This is a genomic window from Thiocystis violascens DSM 198, assembly GCF_000227745.2.
Taxonomy (GTDB): Bacteria; Pseudomonadota; Gammaproteobacteria; order Chromatiales; family Chromatiaceae; genus Chromatium; species Chromatium violascens.
Genome location: NC_018012.1, coordinates 2,860,929 through 2,885,794, shown reverse-complemented (window position 1 = coordinate 2,885,794; position 24,866 = coordinate 2,860,929). Strand labels below are relative to the sequence as shown.

The 24,866-nt window shown below is 62.6% G+C and carries 23 protein-coding genes; 9 read left to right on the top strand and 14 right to left on the bottom strand.

The features are described 5' to 3' along the window. Window positions 1–276 precede the first annotated feature (276 nt). Entirely contained in the window at window positions 277–1,767 is a 1,491-nt protein-coding gene (locus THIVI_RS12745) for a mannose-1-phosphate guanylyltransferase/mannose-6-phosphate isomerase (protein WP_014779004.1), read from the top strand. A gap of 79 nt (window positions 1,768–1,846) precedes the next feature. Next, entirely contained in the window at window positions 1,847–2,938 is a 1,092-nt protein-coding gene (ychF, locus tag THIVI_RS12740; RefSeq protein ID WP_014779003.1) for a redox-regulated ATPase YchF, read from the top strand. A gap of 98 nt (window positions 2,939–3,036) precedes the next feature. On the opposite strand, the gene THIVI_RS12735 is transcribed toward ychF, so the two are convergent. Next, entirely contained in the window at window positions 3,037–3,618 is a 582-nt protein-coding gene (locus THIVI_RS12735) for a TMEM165/GDT1 family protein (RefSeq protein ID WP_014779002.1), read from the bottom strand. A 473-nt stretch (window positions 3,619–4,091) separates the two neighbouring features. Here THIVI_RS12735 and THIVI_RS12730 point away from each other — a divergent pair, with 473 nt between their 5' ends. The 3 genes from THIVI_RS12730 (at window position 4,092) to THIVI_RS12720 (ending at window position 7,010) form a co-directional block, all read left to right on the top strand. Beyond that, window positions 4,092–5,846 carry a metallophosphoesterase family protein gene (locus tag THIVI_RS12730; protein ID WP_014779001.1) on the top strand — a complete coding sequence of 585 codons (1,755 nt, stop codon included), beginning with the start codon at window positions 4,092–4,094 and terminating at the stop codon, window positions 5,844–5,846. Window positions 5,847–5,919: 73 nt separating this feature from the next. Beyond that, window positions 5,920–6,507, top strand: a complete 588-nt coding sequence (locus tag THIVI_RS12725; protein ID WP_014779000.1) for a PEP-CTERM sorting domain-containing protein — start codon at window positions 5,920–5,922, stop codon at window positions 6,505–6,507. Window positions 6,508–6,566: 59 nt separating this feature from the next. Next, window positions 6,567–7,010: an AAA family ATPase gene (locus tag THIVI_RS12720; protein ID WP_014778999.1), complete on the top strand. Its 444-nt coding sequence runs from the start codon at window positions 6,567–6,569 to the stop codon at window positions 7,008–7,010. A 125-nt stretch (window positions 7,011–7,135) separates the two neighbouring features. Here the strand turns inward: THIVI_RS12720 and THIVI_RS12715 are convergent, their stop codons facing one another. The 4 genes from THIVI_RS12715 to THIVI_RS12695 all read right to left on the bottom strand — a co-directional run bounded on the left by THIVI_RS12715 (window position 7,136) and on the right by THIVI_RS12695 (window position 11,173). After that, window positions 7,136–7,924, bottom strand: coding sequence for an ABC transporter permease (locus THIVI_RS12715; protein ID WP_014778998.1), 789 nt, complete (start codon window positions 7,922–7,924; stop codon window positions 7,136–7,138). Next, window positions 7,921–8,856, bottom strand: coding sequence for an ABC transporter ATP-binding protein (locus THIVI_RS12710; RefSeq protein WP_014778997.1), 936 nt, complete (start codon window positions 8,854–8,856; stop codon window positions 7,921–7,923). Before THIVI_RS12710 ends, THIVI_RS12715 begins: the two co-directional genes overlap by 4 nt. A gap of 150 nt (window positions 8,857–9,006) precedes the next feature. Continuing rightward, window positions 9,007–9,564: an LEA/WHy family protein gene (locus THIVI_RS12705; RefSeq protein WP_014778996.1), complete on the bottom strand. Its 558-nt coding sequence runs from the start codon at window positions 9,562–9,564 to the stop codon at window positions 9,007–9,009. A 424-nt stretch (window positions 9,565–9,988) separates the two neighbouring features. Beyond that, window positions 9,989–11,173 (bottom strand): pyridoxal phosphate-dependent aminotransferase, encoded by a 1,185-nt coding sequence (locus THIVI_RS12695; protein ID WP_014778995.1) that lies wholly within the window; start codon window positions 11,171–11,173, stop codon window positions 9,989–9,991. A gap of 151 nt (window positions 11,174–11,324) precedes the next feature. On the opposite strand from THIVI_RS12695, the gene uvrB reads away from it, so the two are divergent. Continuing rightward, entirely contained in the window at window positions 11,325–13,334 is a 2,010-nt protein-coding gene (uvrB, locus tag THIVI_RS12690; protein WP_014778994.1) for an excinuclease ABC subunit UvrB, read from the top strand. Window positions 13,335–13,371: 37 nt separating this feature from the next. Here the strand turns inward: uvrB and THIVI_RS12685 are convergent, their stop codons facing one another. Then, the gene (locus THIVI_RS12685; protein WP_014778993.1) at window positions 13,372–13,941 is read right to left on the bottom strand and encodes a plasmid pRiA4b ORF-3 family protein; all 570 of its coding nucleotides are present in this window, start codon (window positions 13,939–13,941) and stop codon (window positions 13,372–13,374) included. Between the two features lie 56 nt (window positions 13,942–13,997). On the opposite strand from THIVI_RS12685, the gene THIVI_RS12680 reads away from it, so the two are divergent. After that, window positions 13,998–14,861: a glutaminyl-peptide cyclotransferase gene (locus tag THIVI_RS12680; RefSeq protein WP_245537266.1), complete on the top strand. Its 864-nt coding sequence runs from the start codon at window positions 13,998–14,000 to the stop codon at window positions 14,859–14,861. Here the strand turns inward: THIVI_RS12680 and THIVI_RS12675 are convergent. Both THIVI_RS12675 and THIVI_RS12670 read right to left on the bottom strand, forming a co-directional pair. Next, a complete protein-coding gene (locus THIVI_RS12675; protein ID WP_014778991.1) occupies window positions 14,837–15,472 on the bottom strand; it encodes a D-sedoheptulose-7-phosphate isomerase in 636 nt (211 codons plus the stop codon). The two genes, THIVI_RS12680 and THIVI_RS12675, sit on opposite strands and share 25 nt — an antisense overlap. Window positions 15,473–15,591: 119 nt before the next feature. Further along, window positions 15,592–16,503, bottom strand: a complete 912-nt coding sequence (locus THIVI_RS12670; protein ID WP_014778990.1) for a YkgJ family cysteine cluster protein — start codon at window positions 16,501–16,503, stop codon at window positions 15,592–15,594. 926 nt (window positions 16,504–17,429) lie between these two features. On the opposite strand from THIVI_RS12670, the gene THIVI_RS12665 reads away from it, so the two are divergent. After that, complete coding sequence (locus tag THIVI_RS12665; protein ID WP_157174442.1) at window positions 17,430–18,083, top strand: PEP-CTERM sorting domain-containing protein; 654 nt, start codon at window positions 17,430–17,432, stop codon at window positions 18,081–18,083. Window positions 18,084–18,307: 224 nt separating this feature from the next. Here THIVI_RS12665 and THIVI_RS12660 read toward each other — a convergent pair whose 3' ends face one another. From THIVI_RS12660 to dapC, 6 genes are all read right to left on the bottom strand, one after another. Continuing rightward, complete coding sequence (locus THIVI_RS12660) at window positions 18,308–19,417, bottom strand: IS5 family transposase (RefSeq protein ID WP_041447215.1); 1,110 nt, start codon at window positions 19,415–19,417, stop codon at window positions 18,308–18,310. Between the two features lie 158 nt (window positions 19,418–19,575). Then, window positions 19,576–20,712, bottom strand: a complete 1,137-nt coding sequence (gene dapE / locus THIVI_RS12655) for a succinyl-diaminopimelate desuccinylase (RefSeq protein WP_014778988.1) — start codon at window positions 20,710–20,712, stop codon at window positions 19,576–19,578. Further along, window positions 20,712–21,056 (bottom strand): ArsC family reductase, encoded by a 345-nt coding sequence (locus THIVI_RS12650; RefSeq protein WP_014778987.1) that lies wholly within the window; start codon window positions 21,054–21,056, stop codon window positions 20,712–20,714. Before THIVI_RS12650 ends, dapE begins: the two co-directional genes overlap by 1 nt. A 24-nt stretch (window positions 21,057–21,080) precedes the next feature. Continuing rightward, window positions 21,081–21,902, bottom strand: a complete 822-nt coding sequence (gene dapD / locus THIVI_RS12645) for a 2,3,4,5-tetrahydropyridine-2,6-dicarboxylate N-succinyltransferase (protein ID WP_014778986.1) — start codon at window positions 21,900–21,902, stop codon at window positions 21,081–21,083. Window positions 21,903–21,931: 29 nt separating this feature from the next. Continuing rightward, complete coding sequence (locus tag THIVI_RS12640; RefSeq protein WP_014778985.1) at window positions 21,932–22,510, bottom strand: GNAT family N-acetyltransferase; 579 nt, start codon at window positions 22,508–22,510, stop codon at window positions 21,932–21,934. Between the two features lie 194 nt (window positions 22,511–22,704). Beyond that, entirely contained in the window at window positions 22,705–23,934 is a 1,230-nt protein-coding gene (gene dapC, locus THIVI_RS12635; RefSeq protein ID WP_014778984.1) for a succinyldiaminopimelate transaminase, read from the bottom strand. Between the two features lie 198 nt (window positions 23,935–24,132). Between dapC and THIVI_RS12630 the strand changes: the two genes are divergently transcribed. After that, a complete protein-coding gene (locus tag THIVI_RS12630; protein WP_014778983.1) occupies window positions 24,133–24,849 on the top strand; it encodes a hypothetical protein in 717 nt (238 codons plus the stop codon). Window positions 24,850–24,866: the final 17 nt, after the last annotated feature.

Here is a 24,866-nt window from a genome sequence, read left to right as displayed (position 1 = left end):
ATCCTCGTGCGTGTTTGACCGCGAAGGCCGCGGTTGCTCTAATCGAAACCGCGTCCCGAGCGACATGCCCGGTTGCGAACGAGCCTCGCCTCGCGGGTCATCCGCGAAATCCGGCGAGACGCGGTTTTAATGATAATGAAGCGTCAAAACGTCAACTGCGTCAGAACCGATGCCCGTGCGTTCATGCCAGGTCGAACCGACCGCCAAACACGGTCGCTCCCGCCGGACACGGTTACATGATTTTCCCGTTCAACTCCACGGATCAGGTCATCCGCAATGCCACTACAACCTGTGATTCTCTCCGGCGGTTCCGGTACCCGGCTCTGGCCGATGTCCCGCGAAGCCTATCCGAAACAGTTCCTGCCTCTGACCAGCGAGCACACGCTCTTCCAGGAAACCGTGCGGCGTCTCGACGGTCTGGACGAGGAGCATCCGCGTCAGGCGATCGGCCAGACCGATCCGCTGGTGGTCTGTAAAGAAGCACACCGCTTTCTGGTCGCCGAACAGATGCGGATCCTCGGGCGCCATCCCGCCGGTATCCTTCTCGAACCCAAGGGCCGCAATACCGCGCCCGCGCTGACGCTCGCCGCGCTCGCCGCGACCCAGGCGGGCGAGGATCCGATCCTGCTGGTCATGCCGGCGGATCATACCATCCGCAACGAGCCCGGTTTCCGCACGGCCGTGGCCGATGCCTGCGTGATCGCCCGACAGGGCGCCGTGGTGACCTTCGGGATCGTGCCGAGCAAACCCGAGACCGGTTACGGCTATATCCGTCAGGGCCAGCCCTACCCCTCGGAGGGACTCGCGGGCCATGCCTACGGCCTCGCCGGATTTGTGGAAAAACCCGATGTCGAGACCGCGCAAGGCTATCTGGCCTCCGGCGATTATCTCTGGAACAGCGGTATTTTCGTGCTCAGGGCCTCGCTCTGGATGACCCTGATCGCGCGTTTCCGCCCCGACATCGCGCAGGCCGCGACTGCGGCCTTCGCCGGCGCCAAGATCGACGGCGCCTTTCTGCGTCTCGATTCCGAACTCTTCGGCGCCTGCCCCAGCGACTCCATCGACTATGCGGTCATGGAGCATCTGTCGGACGGCGCCGCCGCCGATCTGCCCCCGGCGGCGGTGGTGCCGCTCGATGTCGGCTGGTCCGATGTCGGCGCCTGGTCGGCACTCTGGGAGGTCCGCGAACAGGACGCGGCGGGGAACGTACTGACGGGCGATGCCTTCGTGCACAATGCCCGCAACAATCTGCTGATGGCCCAGCATCGGATGGTGGCGGCGATCGGCGTCGACGATCTGATCGTGGTGGAGACGCCGGACGCGGTGCTGGTCGCCACCAAGGACAGCGCGCAGGACGTGAAGGCCGTCACCCAGTTCCTCCAGCGCGAGCACCGCAACGAGCATCGTCATCATCAGCAGGTCCATCGGCCCTGGGGTTCCTACGAATCCATCGGACAGGGGCCGCGCTATCAGGTCAAGCGCCTGATCGTCAAACCGGGCGAATCGCTCTCGCTCCAGATGCACCATCACCGCGCCGAGCACTGGGTCGTGGTTTCGGGCACCGCGCGCGTCACCTGTGACGACAAATCCTTTCTGCTCACGGAGAATCAGTCCACTTACATCCCGGTCGGCACCACGCATCGGCTGGAAAATCCCGGTAGCATCATGTTGGAACTGATCGAGGTCCAGTCCGGCAGTTATCTCGGCGAGGACGACATCGTGCGTTTCGAGGATCGCTACAATCGGGAGCCGACCGAAACCCGTTGATCCCGCGTCAGGATTTGCGTCTGGCGTGCCGCCGCGCGAATCCTGTAAGATGATCGGCTTTTCCGAGCGGACTCTTGTCATGGGATTCAAATGCGGCATCGTCGGCCTGCCTAATGTCGGCAAATCGACCCTTTTCAATGCCCTGACCAAGGCCACGATCGCGGCTGAGAACTACCCCTTCTGCACCATCGACCCGAATGTCGGCGTGGTGCCGCTGCCCGACCCGCGTCTCGATGTCATCGCCGCCATCACCAGGCCGCAGAAGATCATCCCCACCACCATGCAGTTCGTCGACATCGCCGGGTTGGTCGCGGGCGCCTCCAAAGGCGAGGGCCTCGGCAACAAATTCCTGGCCAATATCCGCGAGACCGACGCCATCGCGCATGTGGTGCGCTGTTTCGAGGATGACGACGTGGTCCACGTCGCCGGCCGGATCGATCCGCTGGACGACATCGAGGTCATCAACACCGAACTGGCGCTGGCCGACCTGGAATCGGTCGAGCGGGCGCTCGACCGCGCCGAGCGCATGGCCCGCACGGGCGATAAAAAGATCCTCGCCCGCAAGGCGCTGCTGGAACAGGCGCGCGACCAGTTGGATGCCGGCAAGCCGGTGCGCGCGCTGGGTTTTAGTGAAGACGAACTGCTGGAACTGCGGGATCTGTTCCTGCTGACGGCCAAGCCCACCATGTACATCGCCAACGTGGCCGAGGACGGCTTCGTCGACAATCCGCTGCTCGACAAAGTGGTCGCGCTCGCCGCCTCGGAAGGCGCCGAGGTCGTCGCCGTCTGCGCCGCCATCGAGGCGGAGATCGTCGAACTCGAAGAGAGCGAGCGCAATGAGTTCCTGACCGACCTGGGACTCGACGAGCCGGGGCTGAACCGGGTGGTCCGCGCCGGCTACCGTCTGCTGGGACTCGACACCTATTTCACCTCCGGCCCCAAGGAAGTCCGTGCCTGGACCATCCCCAAAAACGCCAAGGCGCCCAAGGCCGCCGCCGTGATTCACACCGATTTCGAGCGCGGCTTCATCCGTGCCGAGGTCATCGCCTATGACGACTTCGTCGCCTGCAAGGGCGAACAGGGCGCGAAAGAGGCCGGCAAATTGCGCTCGGAAGGCAAGGAATACGTGGTCAAGGACGGCGACATCGTCCACTTCCGGTTCAATGTCTAGCCGCCTGCCGGACGTTGGCGTCGCCGGGCCGTAACCTGCCTGGTCGACGGTCGCGCCTTCCACCGACCGCTCGCGTCAACCTGACCGACAAACCGCGGCTAAAAAACCTTGGCGAGCGCAACACCCGCGAGCAGCAGGAAAAAGACTCCGCTCGCCTGGTGCAGCCGATGCAGCGGCATAAGCCTCAGCAATCGGCATCCCACCAGCACGCCCAGCGCCGAGGTCACGGACAAGGCCAGGGTAGCGCCGATCCACACCGAGAGCGGCGGCAGGCTGCTCGCCAGACCGGCAACCGCCAGTTGCGTCTTATCGCCCATCTCGGCCAGCAGAATCATCAGGAAGGTCGTCAGCGCGACACCATCGACGCGGCGTTCATGCACAACATCGCCGTCTTCGTCCTCGGTGGCGCGCAGCGACATCACCCCGAAGACCGCGAAGAGGATCGCGACGATACCGGCTAGGATTCGCTCCGGAATCCACTGAGCCAACCCGACGCCGAACACCACCGCCAGGGTATTCAGCACCACGAAGGCGGCAATGGAGCCGACCAGCACCGGCCCGTGCCGATGTCTTGCCGCGAGCGTCATGCAAACGAGTTGCGATTTATCGCCCAGTTCGGCGAGAAAGACGAGACCAAAGGTCGTGACCGCGGGGGTCAGCCAGGCAATCGGATCGGACATCGAAGACTCTGAAGGGGCCGGGCACGGCAGGCGGTCTGCGCGTTGCTCGGACACGTGGGCGAAAGTCCGCAAGACTACCCCAAGTCATCCGATCCGCACAGCCGGCCGCCGGCCCAGCAAGGCTCATTCTCGAACCTCGCGGCCGCCTCGTCGGGCTGCGAATGTTACGCCTCGTCGGCGATCGCCGCGAAGCGCGACTCCCGGCATGGTGTCAAATCCCGATCCCTCTAGCACAACCCACTGTTCGTTTCCGCGAATGACGTCACAACACTGAAATCAGGCTGACATCATTAGAGTTTATGCTCGCGCCCCGTCGAGACGCCACGCACAGGTTACAGGCGATCTCCAGAATGGCGGAAGTCGCTGACAAGCCTCTCCAGATGTGACCCAGCAGAACGACGTGTCACAGCAGGACGAAAGGACTTGGTGACCGCCGTAGTGCATCACACACCGAATCTGTGGGGAATATATCAGTGAATAGACGTGATTTTCTGCGTTACGGCTCTGCCGGCGCCGCCGGTTTCGTCCTGAACGGCGCCAACCTCGGCTGGCTCGTCGAGCAGGCTCAGGCCCAGTCTCAGGCCGCTGGCGGCACGCCCTGGAAGTTCGGCGTCATGTCCGACACCCAGTGGAGCAACAAGACGACCGATCCGGCCAACCCAGCCACCTGCGCCGTCGATATCATCCAGGCACTGAACCAGCAGTTCATCAACCATGGCTGCAAGTTCGTCTTGCAATGTGGCGACCTCTGCAACGATGAGAGCTGGACCATTCCGACGACACAAGAGTATTCCAACTACTCAGACCCCTTCGGCTACACTCCGGGCACCACGAAAGTGCGAACCATGCAGTACCGGGCCTGGGCCGCGCAGGCCCTGTACGACGCTGGCATCGGTTTTTACCCCTGCCGCGGAAACCACGAGGCCACCCAAACCGCCGCCGTGGAGTTCCCCGCCCTGTTCCCGCAGACTCAGGGCGCCGGCCAGAACGTCCTCGGTGCCGACAACTTTCAGGCCAGCGCCAATCCCCTGTTAACCGGCCTCAGCTACGCCTTCGACTTCGACAACGTCCGCATCGTGATCATCGACCAGTTCATGCGCCCGGGACCAGATGGCACCAGCATCGTCTACAGCGCCGCCAGTGGCGCCGAGGTCGTCGGCACCGGGGTCAACGACTGCGCCGTGGACCAGGTCGGTTGGGTGAACGACGTCTTGAGCGGCAGCGGCCGTACTACCTCCGACATGCACGCCTTTGTCATGTCGCACAAGAACCTTGCCGGCCAGAACCACAAGGACAATCTCTTCGGCGGGAGCGTCGGAGCCAACCCCGATGCCCGCGATGATTTCATCAGCGTCATGGATAGCAACAAGGTCGGCTACTACCTGGGCGGTCACGACCACCAGCACTACCGCTCCAGGCTGACCGTCAACGGGTACAGCGCCGAGCAGATCATCACCTCCTCCAACAGCTATAAGTTCTACACCCCAAAGTCCCCGTACCAGCAGGCTGGGCTCGGGGAGTTGGCCGTCGCCCACGAGCTCTACACCATCGGCTACTACATCTTCACCGTGGACGGCCCCTGCCTGACCGTGGATTTCTACTCCTCCAGCCATGGCCAGGACTACGGTGACTTCGGCCTCAATTTCGCGCCCGAGAACTACACCTTTTACCTGCGCGAGAGCTTCGGCTACAGCCTCAACGGCAAGTCCTTCGAAGTCGCGCACGGTGACTCCTACACCAGCGTGGAGGACAGCTTCGAGAGCACCGTCGCCAGGATCCTGGACGGCTTCAATGGCAATACCGAGACCGTTTACGGCGGTGCGGCGCCGGTCAAGACCGTCAAGACCGGCTGGAAGCCCATGCCCGACAATGCCGCCAGCGCCGTTCTATACCTGTGGGGCCTGCAGGACAACCTGAGCCTTCACGACAAGAACCTCACCGGCGAGTTGCCCGATTCCAACGATCCCGGAACCGCCGACCCCTACGTTCTATCCATGTCCTTCGAGTCCAGCCGCATGTCACTGCGCCAACTACGTGCCGGCAAATTCGGCATCAAGGCCCAGTTCGATGGCGCCTGGCTCGACGCCGTGGACCTGAACGTCGGGGGCAGCAAGAGCTTCGTCTACGGCGCCTACAACGGCCACCCCTTGGGCAGCCATGGTGTCGATCCCCGCACCATGACCGCTTGGGCCGTTATCAATCACGACAGCCAGTTCGTGGTCATGTAGCGGCAACGGAAACAATGACTGGAGCGGACTGAAATCGATCCGCTCTCCTGAACGACCAAGAGGAATACAAGCCGTGAAAAAAATCATCCTACCGCTGGCCCTGGTCCTGGCCGCCCTGTGCCAGACCGTCGGCGCATCTCCCGTCACCGTCAACATCGACTTCGAGGCATTGGCCACCAATGGCAGCGATAGTCCGACCGTGGGCGCCAGCCATGCCGAGCAGGGCTTTCTGGTGACAAACGACGAGTTCGCCACCGACGGGCTCACCAGCCCCTTTTACCTTGGCGGCTCCACCTACATTTATTCGGACACCCCAAATTCCACCATCAGTTTGATCAATACCCAGGGCTTTGCCTTCTCGATGCAGTCCATTGACCTGGCCGAACTCATGGACTTCGATGTGAGCGTGACCTTCATCGGCACCAAGGCCGACACGAGCACCGTGCAGCAGACCTTCACCCTGGACGGTCAGTCCGGCTTCGAGACCTTCGCGTTCAACTCTGACTTCGACCGACTGGCGTCGTTGAGCTGGGGCCAGACCGCCGACTTCCACGCCTTCGACAACATTAACCTTGAAGTCACGGTACCGGCGCCGGCCACCATCCTACTGCTGGGCTCCGGCCTGCTCGGCTTCTTCAGCCTCCGAGGCAAGCGCGCCTAGCGTCTGGCATCTCACAGGCAACGTGCGGGGCCTTCGGCTCCGCTGTGTCTTTGTTTTGCATGGAAGCGGTTATCCTCTCCGGTATCCAGGCCGCCGGCAAGTCGAGCTTCTACAAGGCCCGACTGGCGGACAGCCATCTTCGCCTCAATCTCGACATGCTGCGCACGCGCCACCGGGAGCGCGTCCTGTTGGCGGCCTGCCTGGAAGCCAAGCAGCCTTTCGTGGTGGACAATACGAACCTGACCCAGGCCGAGCGCGCGGTCTACATCGAAGCGGCCCGTGAGGCCCGCTTTCGGGTGGTGGGCTACTGCTTCTGGATCGACCTGGAGACAGCCCTGGCCCGCAATGCCCTGAGGGAGCGTCGCCGACCGGTACCGGACAAGGCTATCCGCGCCAGCCTTCGCCGCTGGGAAATCCCCCGGCTGGAGGAGGGCTTCGATCTCCTGTGGGAGGTTCGGGCAGTGGATGGGGACTTCAGGCTCACCGCCGCTGAAAGGCTCTGACAGGCGGCTGAACAAGCCTACCGGACGGATCGTAATTAAGGGTTCGCGATGGCGCTTGAAGAAGGTCCGGCAGACTGGATGGTGTTGGTCGCCTCGGGTATTGGCTTTGCAGCCTGCCCCAGCCTTCAGGTCTTGATCCCTACGCCCCGGCGCAGCAGAGTCAGGCTGATGGCGGCGAGCACGACGATGAGGATCAGGATCATGCCGAAGGCCAGCCCGATCGGGATGTCGCTGACCCCGAGGAGTCCGTAGCGAAAGGCGTTGACCATGTAGAGCAGTGGATTGGCGAGCGACAGAACTTGCCAAACGTCGGGCAGGAGTGCGATGGAATAGAAGACGCCGCCCAGATAGGTCAGGGGCGTCAGTACGAAGGTCGGGACGATGGAAATATCGTCGAAGCTGTTGGCATAAATGGCATTGATGAAGCCGCCGAGCGAGAAGAGGATCGCGGTCATCAGACAGATGAGCAGCATGACCCCGAGGCTGTGGATCCGCAGGTCGGTAAAGACCATCGCCACCAGCATGACCGCGCCGCCGACGACCAGCCCGCGCGCCACGCCGCCCGCCACGTAGCCGGCCAGGATCACCCAGTTGGGCGCCGGCGAGATCAGCAGTTCCTCGATATAGCGGGAAAATTTGCTGCTGTAGAACGAGGAGACGACGTTGGAATAGGAGTTGGTGATCACCCCCATCAGCACCAGCCCAGGGACGATGAAATCGAGGTAGGCGAAACCCTCCATGGGGCCGATGCGGTCACCGATCAGACGCCCGAAGATGACGAAATAGAGCGTGGTGGTGATCACCGACGGTAGAATGGTCTGCACCCAGATGCGCGTGAAACGCAGGATCTCCTTGGTCAGGATGGTCATGAAGGTGACCCAGTAGCGGCGCCAGTCGCTCATGAGACGAGTCATGCGCCGCCTCCCGCCTCGGCCGCGCGCTGGTCGACCATCTCCAGAAAGAGCCGTTCCAGCCGGTTTTGTTTGTTGCGCAGACTGATGACCTCGATGCCGTTACGCGAGAGCGCGTCGAACAGACCGTTGATGGTGTGGTCGCGATTCATTTCCACCTCCAGTGTGCAGTCGTCCAAGTGCTGGAGCACGAAGCCGCCGAGTTCGGGGAGTTCGGACACTCGCCCCTTGAGGTTCAACACGAAGGTTTCGGTATGCAGGGTGTTGAGCAGGTCGGCCACGCTGCTGCGCTCGGCGATCTCGCCCCGGTTGATGATGGCGATGTTGCGGCAGAGACTTTCGGCTTCCTCCAGATAATGCGTGGTGAGAATGATGGTTGTGCCCTCGGCGTTCAGCTCGCGCAGGAAGGACCACATCGAACGGCGAATCTCGATGTCGACCCCGGCGGTCGGCTCGTCCAGGATCAGCAGCCGGGGCCGGTGGACCAGTGCGCGCGCGATCATCAGCCGCCGTTTGAGTCCGCCGGAAAGCGTGCGCATCTCGCTGTCGCGCCGGTCCCAGAGATCGAGCTGGCGCAACGATCGCTCGGCCCGGACCTTGGCCTCGCGGCGCGGGATGCCATAGTAGCCGGCCTGATTCAACACCACCTCGAACACCGGCAGGAAGAGGTTGAAGTTGAACTCCTGGGGGACCAGACCGATGCAGGATTTCACGCCCTCGGGATCGCGGTCGAGATCGTGACCGAAGACGTTCACGCTGCCGGCGGTCTTGTTGACGAGCGAAGCGACGATCCCGATGAAGGTGGATTTGCCGGCGCCGTTGGGGCCTAGCAGCGCGAAGAAGTCGCCTTGCTCCACACCGAGGTCGATCCCCTTGAGGGCCTGAAAGCCGCTTTTATAGGTCTTGGTGAGTTGCTGGACTGCGAGTGCGGGCATGGGTTTCCGAGGGTCGAATGAATGGAGGTACTTGCCGGCCTGGACAGAGTAGGCGCCTCCTGCCTCAGGAGCGTGTGATCGACACCGGGTTGTATCTTCGGAGCGGTTGCGGCATCCCACCGCCGTTTTTGACCACGCCGTCAGGCAGAATCAGAACGAACGTCGCCCCCCAGCCATCAGTTCCCGCGCGTCGATCCTGCCCGAGTAACGATAGGGTAACGTGATTAAGCCGCCGGCCAGCGTCGCCGTCCCGGCGAGGGTCCAGTCCAGCGGACGCTCCTTGAGCGCCAGCGCGGGCAACTGCTGGAGCAGACCAAGCAGGCTGCCGATGACCTCGACATCGACGGTCGTCTCGCCGAAGGCCGGGATCTGTCGCTCCAGGGCGCCGCCGCCCTCGGCCACGTCGCGACCCTCCAACGCGAGCCGGTAGGTCATAGCCTTGATCGGCAGGGTGCGGTCGTTCGGATTCCTGACCGCCAGGGTCGCGACGAACACCTGCCGCGCGAGTCCCAGCTCTTTGGGCTGCAACCCGATCAGCGCCACCTCGGGCGCCTTCCAGGACTCGACGAGACTGGCGCAGCCGGGCAGCAGGCCGGTCATCAGGACGATGAGCGCGAACAAGCCCGCCTCGCCAAGGCCGCGACGCCGGGGCTCAGGTCGCGGCGACGCGCGCGCGGTCAGCGACGAAACGAGAAGAACAATCAACATGGAAGCACTCGATCCTGCCTTTTCGCCATGGGTTATGTCGCGTCGCTCGGCTACAATCTGCGTCGCGCCACCGCTCATGCCAAGGCGCTTAACTCTACCAGCAATCTGACGGCCCTGCTGTTCTTCCTGGCCGGCTAACAGATCGTCTGGACCCTCGCCGCCCCGATGGCGTGCAGCCAACTGATCGGCGTCTGGCTTGGCTCGCATCTGGTGCCGCGCCATGGCGCGGCTCTGGTGCATCCGGTGCTGGCGGCGGCGTCCATCGCGATCTCGGGCAAGCTGTTGTGGGATCGGTTTAGCGGGGGTCAAACGGCTCCCGCCGGAACTGGTTGGAATGAGGGAATGCCAGCGATCCAGGCATCCGATACCGTCTCATGCTTTCGCCACGTCACGAGATCGGTATCATCTTGCCCCTTGTCCCCGATCAGCCAGCCAGCTTGGCGATCCGCTCCAGCGCCTGTTCCAGATTGGCGCGACTGGTGGCGATGGAGATGCGCATATAGCCGTTGAGTCCGAACGCGGACCCTGGGACGATCGCGACGCCGGCCTGTTCGATCAGATATTCGGCCAGTTCCAGATCGTTGCCGACGCCGGGCAGCCGCTCGATCAGACCCTGAACCCTGGGGAAGACATAAAAGGTGCCGTCGGTCGGCAGACAGTCGATGCCGGGAATCTGGTTGAGACGTTCGACCACGAAGTCGTGGCGCTCATGGAACGCCGTGCGCATGACACCGATGCACTCCTGCGGTCCTTCCAGTGCGGCCTGGGCCGCGACCTGTGAGATCGAGGTCGGGTTGGAGGTGCTTTGCGACTGGACCTTCTTCATCGCCTTGATGATCTCGGCCGGGCCGCCCGCGTAGCCGATGCGCCAGCCGGTCATCGAATACGCCTTGGAGACGCCATTGAGCACCAGGGTGCGCGGGGCCAGGTCGGGGCAGACGTTCAGGATGTTGACGAAGGGAGTCGAACTCCAGCGGATATGTTCGTACATATCGTCGGTCGCGATCACGACCTTGGGATAATCGCGCAGTACCTCGCCGAGCGCCTCCAGCTCATCGCGGCGGTAGGCCATGCCAGTCGGGTTGGAGGGACTATTGATGACGAACAGCCGGCTCTTCTCGTTGAGCGCGCCCTTCAATTGGGCCGGCGTGATCTTGAACGACTGCTCGGCGCCGGCATGAATCAGCACCGGCGCGCCGCTGGCCAGCAGCACCATGTCCGGATAGGACACCCAATACGGCGCCGGAATCACCACCTCGTCGCCTGGATCGAGCAGCGCCTGGGCCAGATTGAAGAAGCTCTGCTTTCCGCCGCAGGAGACCAGAATCTGATCCTGCGCATACTCCAGACCATTTTCGCGCTTGAATTTGTCGATCACGGCCTGCTTGAGTTCGGTGGTGCCATCGACGGCGGTATATTTGGTGAATCCCGCCTGGATGGCCGCGATGGCGGCGGTCTTGATATGGTCGGGAGTGTCGAAATCGGGTTCGCCCGCGCCGAGTCCGATCACATCCTTCCCCGCCGCGCGCAGCGCCTTGGCGCGGGCGGTGATGGCGAGCGTGGCGGACGGCTTGACGGCCTGGACGCGGGCGGCGAGTTTAATGGTCATCGGCGGTGGTCTCTCAGGTTCCTACAGTGGCTGGATTCGCGTGTTGCGGCTGGCAATCATAGCGAAACACTGAAATCCGGGCACGCCGAATGATGGCGGCTCCACGCGCGCGGCCAGCGCATCATCTCATCGCGATTGACGAGGCTCCCGAATGTCACACAGCTCCTTCCAGCTCGTCGCCAAATTCGCCCCCGCCGGCGATCAGCCAGCCGCCATCCGCCAACTCGTGGCCGGGCTGAACGATGGCGAGGCGGGTATGACCCTGCTCGGCGTCACCGGGTCTGGCAAAACCTTCACCATCGCCAACGTGATCGAACGGATCCAGCGCCCGGCGCTGGTGCTGGCGCCCAACAAGACCCTAGCAGCCCAGCTCTATAGCGAGATGCGCGACTTTTTTCCGAACAACGCGGTGGAGTATTTCGTCTCCTATTACGACTACTATCAGCCGGAGGCCTATGTCCCCGCGACGGATACCTATATCGAGAAAGACGCCTCCATCAACGAACACATCGAACAGATGCGTCTGTCCGCCACCAAGGCGCTGCTGGAGCGCAAGGATGTCATCATCGTCGCCACCGTCTCGTCCATTTACGGTCTGGGCGATCCGGAGGCCTATCTCAAGATGGTCCTCATCCTCAAGCGCGGCGACCGGATCGACCAGCGCGCCATCCTGCGCCGTCTGGCGGATTTGCAATACAAACGCAACGAGGTCGAACTCGCGCGCGGCACCTACCGGGTGCGCGGCGATGTCATCGACATCCATCCGGCCGAATCCGACGAGGAGGCGATCCGCATCGAGCTGTTCGACGAGGAGATCGAGGCGCTGTCGCTGTTCGATCCGCTGACCGGCGAGGTTCGGCGCAAGGTCACGCGCTACACGGTCTTTCCCAAGACCCATTATGCGACGCCGCGCGCGACCATCCTAAACGCCGTCGAGCAGATCAAGCCCGAGCTGAAACAGCGGCTCGACTGGCTGCGCGACAATCAGAAGCTGGTCGAGGCCCAGCGTCTGGAGCAGCGCACGCTCTACGATCTGGAGATGATGCTGGAGGTCGGCTATTGCTCCGGCATCGAGAACTACAGCCGCTATCTGTCCGGTCGCGGACCCGGCGAGGCGCCGCCGACGCTCTACGATTATCTGCCGCCCGACGCCATCGTCGTGATCGACGAGAGCCATGTCACCATCCCGCAGCTCGGCGGCATGTACCGGGGCGACCGCTCGCGCAAGGAAAATCTGGTGGAGTACGGCTTTCGGCTGCCCTCGGCGCTCGACAACCGACCGCTCAAGTTCGAGGAATTTCAGGCCCGCCAGCCCCAGACCATCTATGTCTCGGCCACGCCGCGTCAGTACGAAATCGACCACTCGGGCGCGGTGGTCGAACAGGTGGTGCGGCCCACCGGCCTGGTCGATCCAGAACTGGAAGTCCGCCCGGCGCTGAACCAGGTCGACGATCTGCTCTCCGAGATCGGCCCGCGCGTGGCCGTCGACGAGCGGGTGCTGGTCACCACCCTGACCAAGCGCATGGCCGAGGATCTGACCGATTATCTGAACGATCACGGCGTCAAGGTCCGCTATCTGCATTCGGACATCGAGACCGTGGAGCGGGTCGAGATCATCCGCGACCTGCGCCTGGGCGAATTCGACGTGCTGGTCGGGATCAATCTGTTGCGCGAGGGGCTGGACATGCCCGAGGTCTCACTGGTCGCTATCCTGGATGCCGACAAGGAAGGCTTTCTGCGCTCGGCTGACTCGCTGATCCAGACCATCGGTCGCGCCGCGCGCAATGCCCACGGCAAGGCGATCCTCTATGCCGACAAAATCACCGGCTCGATGCAGCGCGCCATCGAGGAAACCGATCGCCGGCGCGCCAAACAGGTCGCGTCCAATCTCGCCAGCGGCGTGACGCCGCAGACCATCCGCAAGGCGGTCGCCGACATTCTGGAAAGCGCCACGCCCGGTGCGCCGATGAAGGCGCGCGCTTTCGCCAAAGTGGCCGAGCAGGTCGCCGAATACGCCAGACTGACCCCGGCGCAGATGGCCAAGCGGCTCAAGTCGCTGGAAAAGGAGATGTATCAGCACGCAAAGAATCTGGAATTCGAGCAGGCCGCCGCGATCCGGGACCAGATTCGTGAGTTGCAGCAGGCGGGGATTGCCGCCTGATGTCGATGGCGGCTTGCTGACATGCTGACTGCTCTTTCTAGGTTTGTCGGCAATATTCCAACAGCGGCGCATTGATTTCGTCGAGATCGAAGGCGTCGGGATCGAAGTCGCCGCCAATCCAGTCCTTGTAATCCTCGTGTTCCGGGTGCTGCGGATCGCGCAATGCTTCCAGGAAACCGTAGTAACCCCAGATCCCGCCAACGTCCTCCGGCGGGCAGGCGCCTTTGCCTTTGATACATCGCGGCAGAATGGCGTCGGGGTCGAAGGGCAGAATATTCTCCAGCGTGACTTTGTGCTCCCAACTATCCCCGAAATCGTATTCGTAAATCAGCGAATCCTTCTCTTTTTTCAGGAGTTGGTTGAGCTTGTAGCGACTCTCGTTCAGGGTTTCCGAGAAATGATCGTCCGGATCCGGGGTGCCGTAGTAATTCCCGCCCGTGACGAATTGATGCAGATGCGAATCCTCCCAGCCCATGACGATTTGCAGCACGGTATGAAACACCGGCAGCGGCACGGTATCGACGATCAGCAGACGCCGCCAGATCGGCGGCTTCGCGCCGCTGAGACCGATCTTGAGTTGATAGATTTTTCGGGGATCTTTTGCCATGGTTCGAGACCTCGCAGGTGCATTTCCCATCGCCGAGTTTGGCTGATCGAGATTGTATGAGAAGACAACCTGAAACGATTCATCGAGATTCCCGCAAAGACCGCTCCTGGATCGCATCCACGGCCAAATTCCCTCGGCTTCGCGCGGCACAAATTTCGATGCTGCTGGCGTTGTTCAGCTCCTTCCCGGACAGCGGTTGCGCCGGCGGTCCGCCAGCCACCACGGCCCCGGTCTTCGGCTACCGCGTCGTGGCGAGCTTTCCGCATGACCCCGCCGCCTTTACCCAGGGGCTGGTCGTGGTCGATGGTCAACTCTTCGAGGGGACCGGAAACTATGGGGCATCGACGCTACGCCGGGTGGATCTTGCCACCGGCCGCGTCGAGCGGGAAACCCGGCTGGCGCCCGAGTTGTTCGGAGAGGGGATCGCCCAATGGCACGGGTGGCTCGTTCAACTGACCTGGCGCGAAGGACTTGGTCTCATCCGCGACCGGGACAGCCTGGAGACCCGCGAAACCTTCCGGTACCAAGGCGAGGGCTGGGGCCTAACGCAGGACGGGCGCCACTGGATCATGAGCGACGGCACGGCCGAACTGCGCTTTCTGGATCCCGAATCTCGGCGTGTCGTGCGCCGACTGACCGTGCGCGATGGCGCGCGCTCCATCCGCTTTCTGAACGAACTGGAATATATCGCGGGCGAGGTCTGGGCCAATGTCTGGCACCAGGACTATCTGGTGCGGATCGATCCGGACAGCGGCGCGGTGACAGGCTATCTCGATCTAAGCGGGCTCTACCCGGAGTCCGAGCGACCGAGCCGCGAAGCGGTGCTAAACGGCATCGCCCATGATGCGGCGACCGATCGCCTGTACGTCACGGGCAAATACTGGCCGCGGCTGTATCAGATCGAGGTCGTACCCAGATAAGGTGAGGAGACGCCGCTGTCGGCGGTCAACGACTCGACGATCTCGCACAGGAAGTGCCCAAGGACGAGATGCAGTTCCTGGATTCTGGGCGTCTCCCGCGAGGGAACCGCAAGCACGATCTCGGCGGCGGCGGGCAGGTCCGGGTGACGCGCGCCGGTGAGCAGCACGGTCAGGACACCGCGCGCGGCGGCAGTCTCCAGGGCGCGCACGATATTGGGCGAACGGCCGCTGGTGGACAGCGCCCAGAGCACATCGCCGGGACGCGCCAGGGCGGCGAGTTGTCGCGAAAAAATCTCGTCGAACGAAAAATCGTTGGCGACGGCGGTGACTGCGCTGGTGTCGAATCCGAGTGCGATGGCCGGGAGCGGGCGGCGGGTCTTGTCGAGGAAGGGGCCGATCAGCTCGCCGCTCAGATGGGTGGCTTCCCCGGCGCTGCCGCCGTTGCCGCAGATGAAGAGCGTGCCGCCCCGGTTGATGGACTCGGCGGTGCGGGTCGCGGCCTGGAGGGTCGCGGCCAGCAGTTCGTCGTCGGCCTGCACGGCCGCCAGCAGCGTGGCCGTCGCGTCGAGTCGTGCCGCGAACCGTGCGCGCGGATCGGTAGGTTCATTCATGGGGCGTCCATCGTCGCGAGTCAAAAAGGAAAAAGACGTCAACCGCGTCTCGCCGCTCGCCCCTTGGCGAGCGCGTGATTGGGGGCGCTCGAAACGGCGGAGGTCACGCGGAACGCGCGTTACTCGGCACAGACGCCATCGCCGCCCTCGGCATATTTCCGATCTTCCGCCGCCAGACGCCGCTCGATTTCAGCTTGTTTGCGCGCGTCCCAGACCTCCCGGCGCTGGGCCACGCGCTGGTCCCAGGCGTCCGCGACCTCCTGGACCGTGCGCTCGCCGAACAGAACCTGACGCAAAAACCGGAAGGCGAAGGCCAGCAGGGCTTCGTCGTCCTGCTCCACCTCGGCATAAAAGCCATCGGGAAGCGCGTAGGTCTTGCGAAAATTCTCGCTCAGGACGAAACGGCGGAAGGTATCGATGTCATAGGATGCCATGAAAAAGAGTTGCAGGCTCGTCTGGGGCGGCTGACCGACGGTGGGGCCGGCGGATTTCTTTTTCAGAACCAACTGATACCACTCGCGATTGTGTGCATCGAAGTCTTCGCAACCCTGTTCGGCGCGATAGTACTGGATGCTGATCTCGCGCGGTTCCTCGTGGCCCTTGCAGTGATCCTCCCGGACCAGCGAATAGCGCTCCTCGGCAGTGGGCGAGTCCTTTTCGCGCAGTGCCAGGAGTGCCAGCGGATAGTAGCGACAGACTGTCGGGCGATCCGTGTAGACGCCGCAGCCGGCATCGCCAGCGAGCTGGAGACAGGTGCCGTTCTCGTCGGTCTTGAGCTTGATGCCGGGGAGTCCGTCGCCATCCATCTGGAAAGGAACCGTGTACTGGCGGACGAACTCGGTCGAGGTCAGTTCGAGCCGGCGCTTGAGCCGTAGCACATCGTAGGGCGCCAGGGTGACATCCGCCCGCTTGCAGCAGGCGTTGAAGCAGGAAATGTCCTGGTGACAACGGAACTGAATCCGGTTTTCCGCCTGCAATGCCTCGGGCATGACGACGCTCTGAAAGGGAATGGCGGGTTTGGTCTGACTCATGGCGGTGGATCCTCGGCGGGTTCCGATGGCGGCTAGGCAATCGACGGGTTTTCAGGATAGATGGTGGCGTTATTGGCGGTTTTCTCTTTCACATCCGACACGAAGACGGTCGATGGCGCCTATCGCGATGCGTTTCTCGCATCAGCGGGATCATGCAGGCATCCGGCGTTCCTTTGATGACCAAGCGTCAGGCGAGTGTCGGAATTTTTTACACTGCCATTCAGACGCTCTCTTCGTCACCGCCCAGCCCCTCCCTTCACTGCCCGACCCAGCCGCCGCGCGCCTAAAACAGCCGTCAAGCCGCAAGGAACATGATTGATTTCGATCCTTTATTTACAGGATGGCGTTCGCCCAAGGGGCGAACGTCATGCACGGCGAGTCCTTGGTGTCGGATTTTTTTACACCTGAGTGACGGGGCCGCACTGACACTCCAATGCGTCAAGATGGCCCATGATCGCCCGTTGACACGCCCAAAAAGTTCTGAAAAGTGCGCCTGAACCCTCTGGAATGGGGCTAACTCGACCATTCGACCCATGGTGTCCGCGTGCTGTTGGCGTCGTTTCAGTGTCGGATTTCTTTACACTTGAAGCAGGCGAGAATTTGCCCAAAGGCCTCTTCGCTTTCGATAAAATCAACCAAGTTATTGTTTATGTAGAATAATTTTTAATTGGCGCAGAGCATGCTTGGTGATCATTGCCGCTCCCTATGCAGCTCAACGCCATCCGTTTCGATGCGGTTGAGTGCCTGGCTAAAGCGGTTCGTTCCAACATTGATCGTCTAAAACATCAATAAAATCAGAATCATGAGCAGACTCGCGAGCTGTTTTCAACCGATTCTGACTGATGTGTGTAAGGCAATAAGGAATGATCTCCTGTACTGACACAGCTGTGGTCATCATCTCCCACTCCTATGAAAGGCTAAAGATCATGAAGAAGCACGTTTTCGCAACAACCCTCCTGGCCGCCACCCTGAGTTTCGTCAACACGGCCGACGCCACCATCGTCATTCCGAATCCAGAAAACCCTTTCAATACGACCATTGGAGATTGGGATGCGGATTTGGATAATGAAGTCCTTCAACAAGATAAGATCTGGACATTGGTCGACACCGACCTGCCCGACGACACCGCGCTCGTTTTCACCCTGTTCCAGCTCGGCGGCACGGATCTTCATACGCTCCAGATTCTCAGCGGCGCGCTCGGACAGCCGCCAGGTGTCTGGACTCTGACATACACCCTTGAGCTGACTCAAGCGGCAATCGATGCCGGTGCATTCTTCACAGAGGGATCCATCGGTGCCGACACCGCAGGCGAAGGCACTGCGGCTAATTTCCTCGCCAGCAAGACGATTACTGACATCAATGGAGCCCATGGTCCCCTCCTGGCCTCGAACGGCGTCATTGGCTCGACACCTCTGGCCGGAACATTTCTCACCGTGACGGAAACGATCACCTGGACGGACGGAGCATTTCTTTCCACCTCCAACGCCTATAGACAGTTCGTACCAGAACCTGCCTCGCTGCTTCTGCTCGGCGCCGGCTTGTTAGGCGCGTTTGGTGCTTCCCGCCGCAAGTCCGCTTGATCCAGCCTGCCGATGCGCTTGCCCCTCTGTGAGGGGCACTTCCATTCCGTTCCGTTCAGGCGATTTCCGGAAAAGATTTCCCGATTTTCCGATCATCCTTCGACCTTTCGACAAGCCTGTCCTGAGCGAAGCCGAAGGGCTCAGGACTCAGGACGAACGGGAAACCCTTCACTGCTCGCCTGATTCGGCTGGGTTTTTCGCTTCATCAGAGGGTGTAGACAAAATCAAACCGTTGTGGTCAACCGCCGCAGCAGGATGCGCGCCTCCGCCAGCCAAACCCAGGTTTCGGAGACCGCTGGCAGACGGTCATGATGCATGATCAATCGACGGGCACGCTCATTCCACGCATGGGTGCGCTCGACAACCCAGCGCTTCGGCAGCGGAACGAAGCCGTCGGCGTTGGCGATCACCACTCGGTCAGGCGCCCCGTCCACGTGCCAGGAGCCAACGCTTTTGTTGGCTGGATGGCGCACGACTTCCACGCGGATCGCGTGGGTCTGCTCGGTGGTTTGGGCAAATTGACCGGCGTAGGCGCTATCGACAAACAGCGTGTTGATCTGGGGGTACTTGGCGGCCGCGTCAGCGACGGCGCCCGAGGCGGCATCGCGGTCCTGAAGATTGGCCGCGACCACGCTCACCGCCAACACGAACCCCAAGGTATCGACCACCAGGCTGCGCTTGCGCCCCTTGACCTGCTTGCCCGCATCAAAGCCGCTCGGTCCACCCTGCGGCGAGCCGCGGGTCGATTGCGCATCCAGCACCGCCGCCGTCGGCGCGATCTCACGCCCCTCGCGTTCGCGCCATTGCCCCCGCAGTCGATCATGCATCTGCTCAAACTTCCCAGCCGCACTCCAACGGCGAAACGTCTTGTAGACATTCTGCCAAGGCGCGAAATCGTGCGGCAGCATCCGCCACGCGCACCCCGTGCGCACCACGTAGCAACACGCCTCCAGGATGCTCCGGCGCGACACGCGGGGCGGTTGACCCCGCCCGCCCGGCATCTCAAAGAGAGCGGCGACCAAGTCCCACTCCGCATCGGTCAGACAACTTGGGTAGCTTTGGTCGGGGTCGTGGCGACGATGCGCATCCGTATACCCATACCGACGCGGCGTTGCGCGCGCTTGCGCCTCGAGACCACTCTCGCCCCGGAGGCGCGTGACGCCCGCCTCCCGCAAGGACTTGCGAATCGTTGCTTCATGAGCCTCGATTCCCGTCCGTGCCGCGAGTTCCCGGGCAATCTCTGACAGCGTGGAGGTCGGGCGATCCGTGACAATTTGACGCAATACCGCTTGCTCCGCCTCGTGAATCTTGGGGGGACGACCAGCTTTCGACATCAGCGCACACCAGCTCAGTTGTAGACTGGTATACAAATAGCAGCTCAATTATTTTTGTCTACACCCTCTAAATGGACAACCTTTTTGCTGGCTTTTTCGCCATGGAGGAAAGCAAGGTCCGAGCGTTTCCAAAAATCGCCAGAACCGGGTCGGCCATGCTAGGCGCGCTCGGTCAAAAGCCGCTCCAGGATCAGTCGATAGATGTCGGAGAGTTGGTCGAGTTCTTCCACCCCGACGCACTCGTCGATCTGATGGATGGTGGCGTTCAACGGACCTAACTCCACGACCTGAGCGCCGGTGGGTGCGATGAAACGGCCATCGGAGGTGCCGCCGCTGGTCGAGAGCTGGGTATCCAGCCCCGTGACCGTCCGGATGGCCGCGCGCGATGCCGCCACCAGTTCGCCCGCTGGCGTCAGAAAAGGACTGCCGGAGAGCCGCCAGGTCAGGTCATAGTCGAAACCGCCGGCATCGAGCATCCGCCGGACCCGCGTCTGGATGATCTCGGGCGTCAATTCGGTCGAGAAACGCAGATTGAACTGCACCTCCAACTGGCCCGGAATCACGTTCTCCGCGCCCGTGCCCATGTTCAGGTTGGCGATCTGGAAACTGGTCGGCGGGAAGTGCTCGTTGCCCTGGTCCCAGACTTCGGCGCAAAGCGCGGTCAGCGCCGGGGCGCTGACATGGAAGGGGTTCAATGCGAGTTGCGGATAGGCGACATGGCCCTGTTTGCCCCGGACTTTCAGAAAACCGTTCAGGCTGCCACGCCGACCGTTCTTGATGGTATCGCCTAGCCGCTCGCGGCTGGATGGCTCGCCAACCAGCGCATAGTCGATCTTTTCCCCGCGCTGTTCCAGACGCTCCACGACCTTGACGGTGCCGTCGATCGAAGGGCCTTCCTCGTCGCTCGTGATCAGAAAGGCGATGGAGCCGGTGTGGTCGGGATATTCGGCCACGAAGGATTCCACCGCCGTGACCATGGCCGCCAGCGAGCCTTTCATGTCCGCGGCCCCGCGACCGTAAAGCCGACCGTCACGGATGGTCGGAACGAAAGGGTCCGAGTTCCAGCGGTCGAGCGGGCCGGTCGGCACCACGTCGGTATGTCCGGCGAAACAGAAGACTGGCCCGGTGTCGCCGCGCCGCGCCCAGAGGTTGGTGACCTCGCCGAAGGGCATGGGCTCGATGCGAAAACCGAGCGCGGCCAGGCGCTCGGCCATCAGATCCTGACAACCCCGGTCATCGGGCGTGACGGAAGGGCGCGCGATCAGATCGCGGGCCAGCGCAAGCGTGGGCGACATCAGCGGAACAGCTCCTGATATTGGGTCTCGGAAAAACCGACATGGCGGGTCGTGCCGGTGTCGAGCAGCGGTCGGCGGATGATCGATGGCGCGTCCAGCATGAGCTGGATCGCGCGCTCCTCGTCGATCCCGTCGCGCACGGACTCCGGCAGCTTGCGCCAGGTCGTGCCGCGACGATTCAGCAGGGTCTCCCAGCCGAGTTCGGCCACCCAGGCGCGCAGTTGGCCTTCGTCGAGCCCCTGCTTTTTGTAGTCATGGAAGACATGGTCGATGCCCCTTCCGTCGAGCCAGCGGCGCGCCTTTTTCACGGTGTCGCAGTTGGCGATTCCGTACAGCGTCAGCATGGCGCGAGGCTCGCCGGCCGGCCTTCAGATGTCCCGTAACAGTTCATTGATGCCCACCTTGCTCCGGGTTTTCGCATCCACCTGCTTGATGATAACCGCGCAGTAGAGGCTGTAGGTTCCATCCTTGGACGGTAGATTGCCGGGGACCACGACCGCGCCCGGCGGTACCCGCCCGTAGAGGATCTCGCCTGTTTCGCGGTTGTAGATCTTGGTGCTCTGGCCGATGTAGACCCCCATCGAAATCACCGCGCCCTCGCCGACGATGACCCCTTCGACAACCTCGGAGCGGGCGCCGATGAAACAGTTGTCCTCGATGATGGTCGGCGCGGCCTGCACCGGCTCCAGCACGCCGCCGATGCCGACGCCGCCGGACAAATGGACGTTCTTGCCGATCTGCGCGCAGGAGCCGACCGTGGCCCAGGTGTCGACCATGGTGCCGGAGTCGACATAGGCGCCGATGTTGACATAGGACGGCATGAGCACGCAGCCCGGCGCGATGTAGGAACCCTTGCGGGCAGTCGCCGGCGGCACCACGCGCACGCCGGACTCGCGGAATTCGCGCGAGTTGGTGTCGGCGTACTTGGAGGCGACCTTGTCGTAATAGTTGGTGAAGCCGCCCTTGATGAACCAGTTGTCCTCGATGCGGAAGGACAGCAGCACCGCCTTCTTGATCCACTCGTTGACCGTCCAGTCGCCGTCGCGTTTTTCGGCGACGCGGATGTCGCCCCGATCCAGCCGCTCGATGGCGTCCTGCACGGCGTCGCGGACATGAGTCTCGACGTTACGGGGCGTAATCTCGGCGCGGCGTTCGAAGGCGTCGACGATGATGGTCTGTTGATCGGTCATGTGTTTTCCGTCTCGTGTGAAATGAAAGATTATTCGCGCCAGTGCCGGGGATCGTCGAGCGCCTCGGCGCAAGCCACTTGCCCCTGCACACGCCCAAGGAGTCCCTGCCGCAGCGCCTGGACCATCCAGGCATCGGCGTGTTCCGGCGGAATGGGGTAGGGCGCGTCAAGCCCGAGGTTTCCGGCCGGGACAAAGCCGTGCCTGGAATAGTAGCCGGGGTGACCAAGGACAAACACCAGATCCACGCCCGCTGCCGTCAGTCGCGCGAGTCCGTCCGCGATCAGCCGACCGCCGATCCCCTGGGATTGGACATCGGAGCGGACGGCAAGCGGCGCCAGAATTGCGGCGGACGGGATGGGGTCGGATGGCGCGCTGCCGGTGTGGATTTTGGCATGGGTGAAGAGGATATGCCCAAGCGGCGGATCGCCGATCTCCGTTCGCTGGGCCGTGGCAACGAGCGACAGGAGGGGTTGCGCGCTCGGATCGGCCAGCAGATCGCGCGTCAATTGCGCGACTTCCAATCCCTGCTCGTCGCCAAACGCGGCCTCGATCAGATCGCAAATGGCTGGCGTCTCGGCGTTGGTGGTTTGACGTATCTGAATTTGCATGGGTTTGGTGTCCAGTCATTCGTGGTGAAATCCTGAAGCCGTGCGTGGTGAGATCCCCTGAAGCCGTTCGTGGTGAACGCTCCTGAAGCCGTTCGCGGTGAGATCCCCTGAAGCCGTTCGTGGTGAATCCTGAGCCTGTCGAAGGGTCGAACCACGAATGGCTTTACGCTCCGAGTTCCCAGATTTCCCATTCGTCAATGACCTTGCTCGCGCCGGATTCGCTCGACACAGCGCAGGATGCGCCGCGCGGCGTCCACGCATTCGTCCAGCGGCGGAACCAGCGCCAGACGGACGCGGTTCTCGCCGGGGTTCTCGCCCGCGACCTCGCGCGAGAGAAAACTGCCCGGCAGCACGCTGAGATTTTCCTCGGCATAGAGTCGGCGCGCGAATTCGGTGTCCGGGATCGGCGTTTCCGGCCACAGATAAAAGCCGGCAGCGGGTCGGTCCATGGGCAGAACGTCGCCCAGAATGTCGAGAACCGCGGCGAATTTATCGCGATACAGCCGGCGATTTTCGCGCACATGGGACTCGTCGCCCCAGGCGGCGCGGCTGGCGCTCTGGATGGGCAGCGACATGGCGCAGCCGTGATAGGTTCGATAGGCGAAAAAGCGCTCGATCAACTCCGCGTCTCCCGCGACAAATCCCGAGCGCAGTCCGGGCGCATTGGAGCGTTTTGACAGACTGTGAAAGACCATGCAGCGGCTGAAACTCGCGTTGCCGATGGCCGCCGCGACCTGAAGCAGCCCGAGCGGCGGGGCGTTTTCGTCCAGATAGAGTTCGGAATAGCATTCGTCCGAGGCGATGACGAAATCATGGCGGTGTGCGAGTTCGATGAGACGGGCGAAGGTGGACGAATCGAAGACCGCCCCGGTCGGATTGCCCGGCGAGCAAATATAAAGAAGCTGACAGCGTTTCCAGGTGGCCTCGTCCACGGCGTCGAAATCCGGGAGGAAGCCGTTTTCGGCCCGGCAGGCCAGATAGCGAGGTTTCGCCCCGGCAAGCAGCGCCGCGCCCTCGTAGATCTGATAAAAGGGATTCGGCGTCAGCACCAGCGGCGCGCGGGAGCGGTCGACGACCGCCTGAGCGAAGGCGAACAATGCCTCGCGGGTGCCATTCACCGGCAGGATCTGACGTTCGGGGTCGATGCTCGATCGGCTGCCGTCGCCGCCGGCGAGTTGGAAGCGGGCGATCAGCCAGCGGGCGATCGCCGCGCGCAGTTCGGGCGTTCCACGGGTCGTCGGGTAGACGGACAGTTGGTGAAGATGCGCGAGCAGCGCGTCGGCGATCAGGGATGGCGTCGGGTGCTTGGGCTCGCCAATCTGCAGGGCGATCGGTTCCCGGTCCCTGGGAGGCTGGATGCCCTGCTTGAGCGCGGCGAGCTTTTCAAAGGGGTAGGGCTGAAGGCGTTCCAGGTCCGGGTTCATCGCGTGTCTGGCCTCTCTCTGGTGCCGACCGCCATGCGGGCGGTGCCGAGCGAAAAAGAGCGTTAGTATAGGGCATGGACGAACTCGGCTCCATGACGCCGATCCGCTGGGGACGCAGCGTATGTGGGCGATTCGCGGACGACATCGCCCGCACTGCGTCAGTGAGAACGCCTGTTGGAACCTTGCGGGGATAAGCCGATGCGCTTGCGTTTGCGGCACGAAAACAAGATCTTGCTTGGCCGTTTGGCGCTTTGCGTCAGCGTGTCGCTGGCCGGTTGCGCCACCATCGAGTCCGCCGGGACGGTCACCACCAGGCATGGACAACCCTTTCCCCTGGCGGGCGAGGGCCAGCGCCTGCTGATCGAGCCCGGCCCCATGGCCATCGAGATCGGAGAGCGCCCGCCACCGCTCGCGCTGTTTCACTCCCACATCACCGTCAAGACCCGGCGCGGCGCGCTGACCGCCAAGACCTATGCGGGCGATTTTGCCGCCGATACCTTGACGGTTCGGGGGGCGAGTCGCGGGTTGTCAGCCGATCTTGCCGCGCGCTGGACCGATATCCCCGCCGGTATCGAGCGCGAGAGTACAAGCCGCGAATGCAGCTACGCCGGCTGGTGCGTCAAGGCGGTGGACATTCTCCGCTGCCCCGATGCCAGCTATGAAGAGGGCACAAAGGGGTTCCGGAAACACCGGAAGGCTCCGGATTGCCACACCGTGACGAAGTATCGCGACGGCTATTACAGCGACTGCCCGGGACGGCAACGCATCCTGACGACCTACGAGAAATATCGACGTCAGTATCAGGTCGATTTTCTGAGCGCCCAGCCGGGCGTCGAGCCGCTCGGCCAGTACCAGGGTCTTTCCGCGCTCCGCCGCCGCCAGATCGACGAGGAAGCACTGGAACCCTGCCATTAACCCGCCTCTATAACGGG

Coding starts and splice junctions, on each gene's coding strand:
- THIVI_RS12745 (WP_014779004.1), top strand. CDS start 277: ATGCCACTACAACCTGTGATTCTCTCCGGCGGTTCCGGTACCCGGCTC.
- ychF (WP_014779003.1), top strand. CDS start 1,847: ATGGGATTCAAATGCGGCATCGTCGGCCTGCCTAATGTCGGCAAATCG.
- THIVI_RS12735 (WP_014779002.1), bottom strand. CDS start 3,618: ATGTCCGATCCGATTGCCTGGCTGACCCCCGCGGTCACGACCTTTGGT.
- THIVI_RS12720 (WP_014778999.1), top strand. CDS start 6,567: ATGGAAGCGGTTATCCTCTCCGGTATCCAGGCCGCCGGCAAGTCGAGC.
- THIVI_RS12715 (WP_014778998.1), bottom strand. CDS start 7,924: ATGACTCGTCTCATGAGCGACTGGCGCCGCTACTGGGTCACCTTCATG.
- THIVI_RS12710 (WP_014778997.1), bottom strand. CDS start 8,856: ATGCCCGCACTCGCAGTCCAGCAACTCACCAAGACCTATAAAAGCGGC.
- THIVI_RS12705 (WP_014778996.1), bottom strand. CDS start 9,564: ATGTTGATTGTTCTTCTCGTTTCGTCGCTGACCGCGCGCGCGTCGCCG.
- THIVI_RS12695 (WP_014778995.1), bottom strand. CDS start 11,173: ATGACCATTAAACTCGCCGCCCGCGTCCAGGCCGTCAAGCCGTCCGCC.
- uvrB (WP_014778994.1), top strand. CDS start 11,325: ATGTCACACAGCTCCTTCCAGCTCGTCGCCAAATTCGCCCCCGCCGGC.
- THIVI_RS12685 (WP_014778993.1), bottom strand. CDS start 13,941: ATGGCAAAAGATCCCCGAAAAATCTATCAACTCAAGATCGGTCTCAGC.
- THIVI_RS12680 (WP_245537266.1), top strand. CDS start 13,998: ATGAGAAGACAACCTGAAACGATTCATCGAGATTCCCGCAAAGACCGC.
- THIVI_RS12675 (WP_014778991.1), bottom strand. CDS start 15,472: ATGAATGAACCTACCGATCCGCGCGCACGGTTCGCGGCACGACTCGAC.
- THIVI_RS12670 (WP_014778990.1), bottom strand. CDS start 16,503: ATGAGTCAGACCAAACCCGCCATTCCCTTTCAGAGCGTCGTCATGCCC.
- THIVI_RS12665 (WP_157174442.1), top strand. CDS start 17,430: ATGAAGAAGCACGTTTTCGCAACAACCCTCCTGGCCGCCACCCTGAGT.
- THIVI_RS12660 (WP_041447215.1), bottom strand. CDS start 19,417: ATGTCGAAAGCTGGTCGTCCCCCCAAGATTCACGAGGCGGAGCAAGCG.
- dapE (WP_014778988.1), bottom strand. CDS start 20,712: ATGTCGCCCACGCTTGCGCTGGCCCGCGATCTGATCGCGCGCCCTTCC.
- THIVI_RS12650 (WP_014778987.1), bottom strand. CDS start 21,056: ATGCTGACGCTGTACGGAATCGCCAACTGCGACACCGTGAAAAAGGCG.
- dapD (WP_014778986.1), bottom strand. CDS start 21,902: ATGACCGATCAACAGACCATCATCGTCGACGCCTTCGAACGCCGCGCC.
- THIVI_RS12640 (WP_014778985.1), bottom strand. CDS start 22,510: ATGCAAATTCAGATACGTCAAACCACCAACGCCGAGACGCCAGCCATT.
- dapC (WP_014778984.1), bottom strand. CDS start 23,934: ATGAACCCGGACCTGGAACGCCTTCAGCCCTACCCCTTTGAAAAGCTC.
- THIVI_RS12630 (WP_014778983.1), top strand. CDS start 24,133: ATGCGCTTGCGTTTGCGGCACGAAAACAAGATCTTGCTTGGCCGTTTG.